Source organism: Pseudomonas sp. Ga0074129 (assembly GCA_001465025.1).
GTDB lineage: Bacteria > Pseudomonadota > Gammaproteobacteria > Pseudomonadales > Pseudomonadaceae > Aquipseudomonas.
The window spans coordinates 69,232-76,496 of sequence record LNDO01000100.1 but is presented as its reverse complement, the minus strand read 5'-3'; the positions used below and the strand labels follow the sequence as shown (position 1 = coordinate 76,496).

Here is a 7,265-nt window from a genome sequence, read left to right as displayed (position 1 = left end):
GCATGGTCAGGCAGCAGATTACGGCCGGGGATTATGCCGCACGCCGCGCGCCCGGTGCTCGGCCTTTACTGACTCGGCAGCACACGCAGCAGTTGCCCGTTGCCACTGTCAGTGAGCAAGTACAACGCGCCGTCCGGGCCGCTGCGCACATCACGAATACGCGCTTCCAACTCTTCGAACAGCACCTCTTCGCCCGCCAGCTTGCCGTCTTGCAGGCGAATACGGCGCACGCTGCGCTCAGCCAGGGTCGAGGCAAACAGATCGCCCTGCCACTGCGGGAACAGCTCGCCGCGGTAAATGGTCAGGCTGGAAGGCGCGACAGACGGCGTCCAGTGCAGCAACGGTTGCTGCAAACCCGGTAATTCGGTGTAAGGCGAGATTTGCGCGCCGGTGTAGTCGATGCCGTAGGTGATCAGCGGCCAGCCGTAGTTGTTGCCGGGCTCGATCAGGTTCAGCTCATCGCCGCCGCGTGGGCCGTGCTCGTGGCTGTACAAGCGCTGAAGTTCAGCGTCATAGACGATACCTTGCACGTTGCGGTGCCCAAGGCTGTAGATCTCGGCGGCGGCACCGCTCCTGCCGTCGCGGTTCAGGCGCACGATTTTGCCAATGTGATTGCTGCGGTCTTGCGCCTGCTCGCGCAGGTCGTAACCATCGCCCAGGGTCAGCACCAGGCTGTTGTCCGGCAAAAATGCCAGCCGCCCACCGTAATGCGCCGCGCCGGCTTTGGCAGGCAGCGCGCTGAACAACACCTGCACATCCTGCAACTGCCCGTCCACCAAACGCGCTTTGGCCAGGCGGGTGTTGTTGGCCTTCGCCGTGCCGTAGGCATAGGTCAGGTAAATCTGCTGATTGCTGGCGAACTCAGGGTCGAGTTGCACCTCCATCAATCCGGCCTGCGCCGCGGCAAACACCTCCGGTAAACCCGCCACCGGTTGCGGATTCAGGCTGCCGTCCCGCTCAATGATGCGCAAGCGCCCCACCCGCTCGGTGACCAGCATGCGGCCGTCCGGCAGAAACGCCAGCGACCAGGGATGTTGCAGGCCTTCGGTCACAGTTTCGATGCGGTAATCCATGGCCTGCGCCAGGCCACTGCCCAGCACACCCAACAACAGCAAAGCGCACGATGTTTTCAACATGGTTCGGGCCTTTTATCAGAATGAGTGCGTTATGCCTGAGACGCCGGGGCGCGTCGCATCAGATGAGCGAAAAACAACGCGCCAACGCTGCCACAGGCCATCAACCCCAGCGTGCCCGCGAGGCTACGGTTAGCGCCAATCAGCGTTGGCATGGGCGCCAGGCTATTGGCCAAGCTCATCGCCGCCCATACAGCGGCGGCACCGGCCAAGGCAAAGACCAACCAACGCCCGACGCGCCAGGTTCGCGCCAAAGCATGGGCGCAGCAGCACCAGCACGGCGAACAGCGGACTGAAGCCGAGCAGATCCAAAGCAGTCGTGTGTAGGCGAACAGACAGCGTCATCGGCGCGCCAAGGGCTTGCAGGTTGGCCAGGTTGAACTGGGTTTGCACCACGCCGCCCAGCGCACTCGACAGCAGCACAGCGAACAAGAAGTACAAAAAAACGCGGGATAGACTCGGCATGCGGCGGCAATCCAGGTACGACAGTGCAGCGAGTATGAACCGACATACCGCGCTCAACGTGCTGGGTGTTTTACAGGGTTTTACCAACGCCCCGCACGGGCGATAGGCACAGACCAGCACCTGTAGCAAAATGCCGGCAATTGCCTGCATGGAAGCACATATGAAGACGTCTTTGTCGCTGACCGCGCTGCTGATCGCCGTGCTGGTCGGTGTGTTCAGCATCGGCCCGGTGCCGCCAGTGGAACCTGCCCTGACTGAAAGCGCCTTGCCTGAGAACCTCGATCAGTACCTGCGCGAGTCCGAAGCACGCTTTTCAGACATCACCCCCGGCGCAGAAAAGACCATCATTTGGGCTCACCCGGACAAACGCCGAACGGATCTGGCCATCATTTATCTCCACGGCTACTCGGCCACCCGTCAGGAAACCGCGCCGCTGAGCGATCAACTCGCCGCACACCTTGGCGCCAACCTGTTTTACACCCGCCTCAGTGGGCATGGCCGCCCCGGTGCGGCGATGGCTGAGCCGCAGGTGCAAGACTGGCTGCAAGACAGCCATGAAGCTCTGCAGATCGGGCAACGCCTGGGTAAACAGGTGCTGGTGATCGGCACCTCGACAGGGGCCACGCTGGCCACCTGGCTGGCCTTGCAGGGCGATGACCCCAGCGTACGGGCGTACATCATGGTCTCGCCCAATTTCGCCCCTAAAGACCCCGCCGCCGATGTGTTGACCTGGCCCTGGGCCAGTCACTTCGTGCCCTTGCTGCTGGGCGCGGACCACCACTGGCAGCCGCGCAACGCCGAACAGGCGCGCTACTGGAGCCATCGTTACCCAACGCAGGCGCTGCTGCCGATGATGGCGCTGGTGAAATACGTGCGCGAACAGGCGCTGGAGCAGATCAGCGCGCCGATTCTCACGCTCTATTCGCAGGATGATCAGGTGGTCAGCGCGCCGGCCATCGAGGCCGCCTTTGCCCGCTTCGGCTCAGCACACAAGCAACTTATCGCCCTCAAGGACACACAGGACCCTTCACACCATGTGCTGGCCGGCGACATCCTCTCGCCGCAGGACACGCCACGGGTGCAGGCGGCGATTCTGGCGTTTCTCGCCGCTCTGCCTACTCAAAACGGCACAACGCCGCAGTAAAGGCGCAAGGCTGATCCGCCAGGTAGCTGCGGTAAATCTGCAACAGCTGCTCCACCGTCAGCCGACACGCCTGCGCCCGGCATTGCCCGTTAAACGCAAACGCACTGTGCTCGGCCTCGGCCAAACGAAGATAGATCGCCGGCCAATCGCTGCCCGGTGCATCGGCCGGGGTAAACAACAAGCGCCCCTCACGCTGCACCAGCGGCGCGCCGGCAGCGGCGTAGTCGTAGACAAACAGCAACGTACGCGCAGTCTTGGTCGTGCACTCGGCGCGGGTGGCGCACTGCTGCGGATCGCTCGCCACCACCACGTTAACGGGCGGCCCGCTCACTGGTGGCTGATGGGCACAGCCGGCCAATGCAGCGAGTACACCGAACAGCCCGATCAACCTGATCATAGATACCTCCCAGATAACGACTCTGTACCTATTGCATGCGATGAGGCACCAAGTCGTAGGTTGGGTTGAGCACAGCGAAGCCCAACAAGCAGCGGCCTGTCTCGTTGGGCTTCGTCGCGTTGCTCCTCAACCCAACCTACCCGTCGCATGCACCACAACACGGGGACATAGCCAACAAAAAGCCCCGCATAGGCGGGGCTTTCACGCATATTACGCACGATCTTGCGAGCTAGAGCGATACAAGGCGAAAGCAGCCGAGGAAGCGGAGTGTACGAGCTGTACATGAGCATTCCGAGGCTGCTTTCAACGCCGTAGCGCCGACGCGCAGCTGATCGTCTGGGCTTAGTTGACCTTGGCGGCCAGCTCACCCTTGGCATAACGCTGGAACATGCCTTCGAGGGAGATCGGTTTGATCTTCGAGGCATTGCCGGCGGTGCCGAAGGCTTCGTAACGGGCGATGCAGATGTCGCGCATGGCGGTGACGGTGGCACCGAAGAACTTGCGCGGGTCGAACTCGCTCGGGTTCTCGGCCATCAGGCGGCGCATGGCACCGGTGGACGCCAGACGCAGGTCGGTGTCGATGTTGACCTTGCGCACGCCGTACTTGATGCCTTCAACGATTTCTTCAACTGGCACACCGTAGGTTTCTTTGATGTCGCCGCCGTACTGGTTGATGATCGCCAGCCACTCTTGCGGCACCGACGAGGAGCCGTGCATCACCAGATGGGTGTTGGGGATGCGCGCGTGGATGGCCTTGATGCGGTCGATGGCGAGGATGTCACCGGTGGGCGGCTTGGTGAACTTGTAAGCACCGTGGCTGGTGCCGATAGCGATGGCCAAGGCGTCGACCTGGGTTTGCTTGACGAAGTCAGCGGCTTCTTCCGGGTCGGTCAGCATCTGGCTGTGATCGAGCACGCCTTCCGCGCCAACGCCGTCTTCTTCGCCGGCCATGCCGGTTTCCAGGCTGCCCAGGCAACCCAACTCACCTTCCACCGACACGCCGCAGGCGTGGGCAAAGGCGACGGTCTGCTGGGTGACGCGCACGTTGTAGTCGTAGTCGGCCGGGGTTTTGCCGTCTTCTTTCAGCGAGCCGTCCATCATCACCGAGCTGAAGCCCAGTTGGATCGAGCGCTGGCAAACGTCAGGGCTGGTGCCGTGGTCCTGGTGCATGCACACCGGGATATGCGGGAATTCTTCGATGGCGGCCAGAATCAGGTGGCGCAGAAACGGCGCACCGGCGTATTTGCGCGCACCGGCGGAGGCCTGAACGATCACCGGGGAATCGGTCTTGTCGGCCGCTTCCATGATCGCGCGCATTTGCTCGAGGTTGTTGACGTTGAAGGCCGGCACGCCGTAGCCGAATTCGGCGGCGTGGTCGAGCATCTGGCGCATGCTGATAAGTGCCATGGTGTTCTTTCTCCCGGTGGTGCTCGTTAATCATTCAAGCCTGCCGCAGGGGCAGGCGCTATTCAAGTCATTCAGACCGGGGCACCCGGCCTGCAGTTAAATCGTGATCAGGGCGCTTTGCAGCCGCGACCGATCAGGTCGTCATTGGCCGTCCAGTACACCAGCCCTTCCTCACCTTTAGTGTGGAAGGACAGCTTACCGTCGCTGTACAACGCGCCAGAGCCTGACGGCTCCTCAAGCAGGCGGTAAACGATGTCGCTGCCGCCGAGGCGCACGTCAACCGATGCCTGGCTGCTATCGGTAAAGCGCCACAGCACTTCGGTCTGGCTGTCGCACACCCAGCGCGTCCAGCTATCAGACGGTGCAGGCTGGCTGGCGCAAGCGCCAAGCAAACTAAGCAACGCCAGTACAGTGCTGCGCTTGAGCATCGCAAAAGGCTCCCTGATCAGGCTGATCATGCGTTGGCGCGCGCTTCAAGTACGGCCACGGCCGGCAGCACTTTACCCTCAACGAATTCGAGGAACGCGCCGCCACCGGTGGAGATATAGCTGATCTGCTCAGCAATGCCGTATTTGTCGATGGCTGCCAGGGTGTCGCCACCGCCCGCGATGGAGAACGCTGTGCTTTCGGCAATGGCCTGAGCCAGTACCTTGGTGCCGTTGCCGAACTGATCGAACTCGAACACGCCGACCGGACCGTTCCACAGGATGGTGCTGGAGGCCTTGAGCATCTCAGCAAACATGGCCGCGGTCTGCGGGCCAATGTCGAGGATCATGTCGTCTTCAGCCACGTCGGCAACTGCCTTGATCGTTGCTTCGGCGTCTTCGGCAAAGGCCTTGGCCACCACCACATCGACCGGCAGCGGCACGCTAACTTTGGCCGCGATGGCTTTAGCGGTGTCTACCAGATCAGCCTCATACAGCGACTTACCGACCGGGAAACCGGCGGCCGCGAGGAAGGTGTTGGCAATGCCGCCACCGACAATCAGCGAGTCGCAGATATCGGCCAGGGAGTTGAGCACATCCAGCTTGGTCGACACTTTGGAGCCCGCAACGATAGCCAGCATCGGACGGGCCGGCGCACCCAGGGCCTTGCCCAGTGCGTCCAACTCAGCCGCCAGCAGCGGGCCGGCGCAAGCTACTTTGGCGAATTTGGCCACGCCATGGGTCGAACCCTCGGCGCGATGGGCGGTGCCGAAGGCATCCATGACGAACACATCGCACAGGGCGGCGTACTGCTGAGCCAGCGCGTCGGCGTTTTTCTTCTCACCAGTGTTGAAGCGCACGTTTTCAAACAGCACCACTTCACCGGCTTTGATTTCAACGCCGCCGAGGTAATCCTTGATCAGCGGCACGTCACGGCCCAGCGCCTTGCTCAGGTAGGCGGCTACTGGAGCCAGGCTGTTCTCTTCGCTGAACTCGCCCTCGGTCGGACGGCCAAGGTGCGAGCAAACCATCACAGCAGCCCCTTTCTCCAGCGCCAGTTTGATGGTGGGCAGGGAAGCGAGGATGCGCGCGTCGCTCTTCACCACGCCGTCTTTGACGGGCACGTTGAGGTCTTCGCGGATCAGCACGCGCTTACCGGCGAGGTCGAGGTCGGTCATCTTCAGAACGGTCATAGCTTCAGTCCTTCACGGGAACAGGAGTAGTCAGGGAAAGGAAATGTTCGGCGACATCGAGCATGCGGTTGGCAAACCCCCACTCGTTGTCGAACCAGGCCAGCAGGTTAACCAGACGCGGCCCGGAGACGCGGGTCTGGCTGCCATCGACAATCGCCGAGTGCGGGTCGTGGTTAAAGTCGCAACTGGCGTGCGGCAGTTCGGTGTAAGCCAGCAAGCCCTTGAGCGGGCCGTTTAACGAGGCTTCACGCAGGACCGCATTGATCTCGGCGGCCGAGGTGTCGCGGGCGGTCTGCAGGGTGATGTCCAGGCAGGAGACGTTTACCGTCGGCACGCGCATGGCCTTGGCTTGAATACGCCCGGTCAATTCCGGCAGCAGGCGTTCGATCCCGCGTGCCAACCCGGTGGAAACCGGAATCACCGATTGAAAGGCCGAGCGCGTGCGGCGCAGGTCTTCGTGATGGTAAGCGTCGATCACCGGCTGATCGTTCATCGCCGAGTGGATAGTAGTGATCGACACGTACTCGATACCCACCGTCTCGTTGAGCAATTTGAGCAGCGGCACGCCGCAGTTGGTGGTGCAGGAGGCGTTCGACACCAGCCGCTCGCGGCCGGTCAGGTCGCCCTGATTAACCCCGAACACCACCGTAGCGTCGATATCCGCTTCGCTGGCCATCGGCTGCGAGAGCAGCACGCGCGGCGCACCCGCTTCGATAAAACGCTGCGCCTCGCCACGGCTGGTGTATTGACCGGAACATTCGAGCAACAGGTCGATGCCCAGCGCCGCCCAGTCAACGCCTTCCGGCGTGGCCTGGCGCAGCACTTTGACGCAATCGCCATTGATGTGCAGGCAATCACCGTCGACCTGCACCTCGCCGGGGAAGCGGCCATGGGTGGAGTCGAAACGCGTCAGGTATTCGATGCTGGCCTGATCGGCCAGGTCATTCAGCGCCACGATTTCCAGCTGCGCCCCGTCGCCACGCTCATGCAACGCACGCAGCACGCAGCGGCCGATACGGCCGTAACCGTTGAGGGCGATTCGATAGGGACGCTTGGACATGGTGTCTCGCAGGTTCGGAGTTCAACCCCCTCTCCCATTGA

8 protein-coding genes are annotated in these 7,265 nt (G+C 62.3%); 1 reads left to right on the top strand and 7 read right to left on the bottom strand.

Translation table 11 applies throughout. The annotated features are described in order from the left end of the window. Positions 1-65 precede the first annotated feature (65 nt). Together AUK77_RS15975 and AUK77_RS15970 are read right to left on the bottom strand one after the other, a co-directional pair. A complete protein-coding gene (locus tag AUK77_RS15975) occupies positions 66-1,136 on the bottom strand; it encodes a PQQ-dependent sugar dehydrogenase (protein ID WP_296131548.1) in 1,071 nt (356 codons plus the stop codon). A gap of 162 nt (positions 1,137-1,298) precedes the next feature. Then, positions 1,299-1,598 (bottom strand): hypothetical protein, encoded by a 300-nt coding sequence (locus AUK77_RS15970; RefSeq protein WP_296131547.1) that lies wholly within the window; start codon positions 1,596-1,598, stop codon positions 1,299-1,301. A gap of 160 nt (positions 1,599-1,758) precedes the next feature. On the opposite strand from AUK77_RS15970, the gene AUK77_RS15965 reads away from it, so the two are divergent. After that, positions 1,759-2,742 (top strand): alpha/beta fold hydrolase, encoded by a 984-nt coding sequence (locus AUK77_RS15965; protein ID WP_296131544.1) that lies wholly within the window; start codon positions 1,759-1,761, stop codon positions 2,740-2,742. On the opposite strand, the gene AUK77_RS15960 is transcribed toward AUK77_RS15965, so the two are convergent. The 5 genes from AUK77_RS15960 to epd all read right to left on the bottom strand — a co-directional run bounded on the left by AUK77_RS15960 (position 2,714) and on the right by epd (position 7,224). After that, on the bottom strand, positions 2,714-3,139 hold the full coding sequence (locus AUK77_RS15960) for a hypothetical protein (RefSeq protein WP_296131542.1): 426 nt from the start codon (positions 3,137-3,139) through the stop codon (positions 2,714-2,716). The genes AUK77_RS15965 and AUK77_RS15960 overlap by 29 nt on opposite strands. 342 nt (positions 3,140-3,481) lie before the next feature. After that, positions 3,482-4,546 (bottom strand): class II fructose-bisphosphate aldolase, encoded by a 1,065-nt coding sequence (gene fba, locus AUK77_RS15955; protein WP_108485917.1) that lies wholly within the window; start codon positions 4,544-4,546, stop codon positions 3,482-3,484. Between the two features lie 107 nt (positions 4,547-4,653). After that, the gene (locus AUK77_RS15950) at positions 4,654-4,974 is read right to left on the bottom strand and encodes an MliC family protein (protein WP_296131540.1); all 321 of its coding nucleotides are present in this window, start codon (positions 4,972-4,974) and stop codon (positions 4,654-4,656) included. A 26-nt stretch (positions 4,975-5,000) separates the two neighbouring features. Then, positions 5,001-6,164, bottom strand: a complete 1,164-nt coding sequence (locus AUK77_RS15945; RefSeq protein ID WP_296131535.1) for a phosphoglycerate kinase — start codon at positions 6,162-6,164, stop codon at positions 5,001-5,003. Positions 6,165-6,168: 4 nt separating this feature from the next. Further along, on the bottom strand, positions 6,169-7,224 hold the full coding sequence (gene epd, locus AUK77_RS15940; protein ID WP_296131529.1) for an erythrose-4-phosphate dehydrogenase: 1,056 nt from the start codon (positions 7,222-7,224) through the stop codon (positions 6,169-6,171). Positions 7,225-7,265 lie beyond the last annotated feature (41 nt).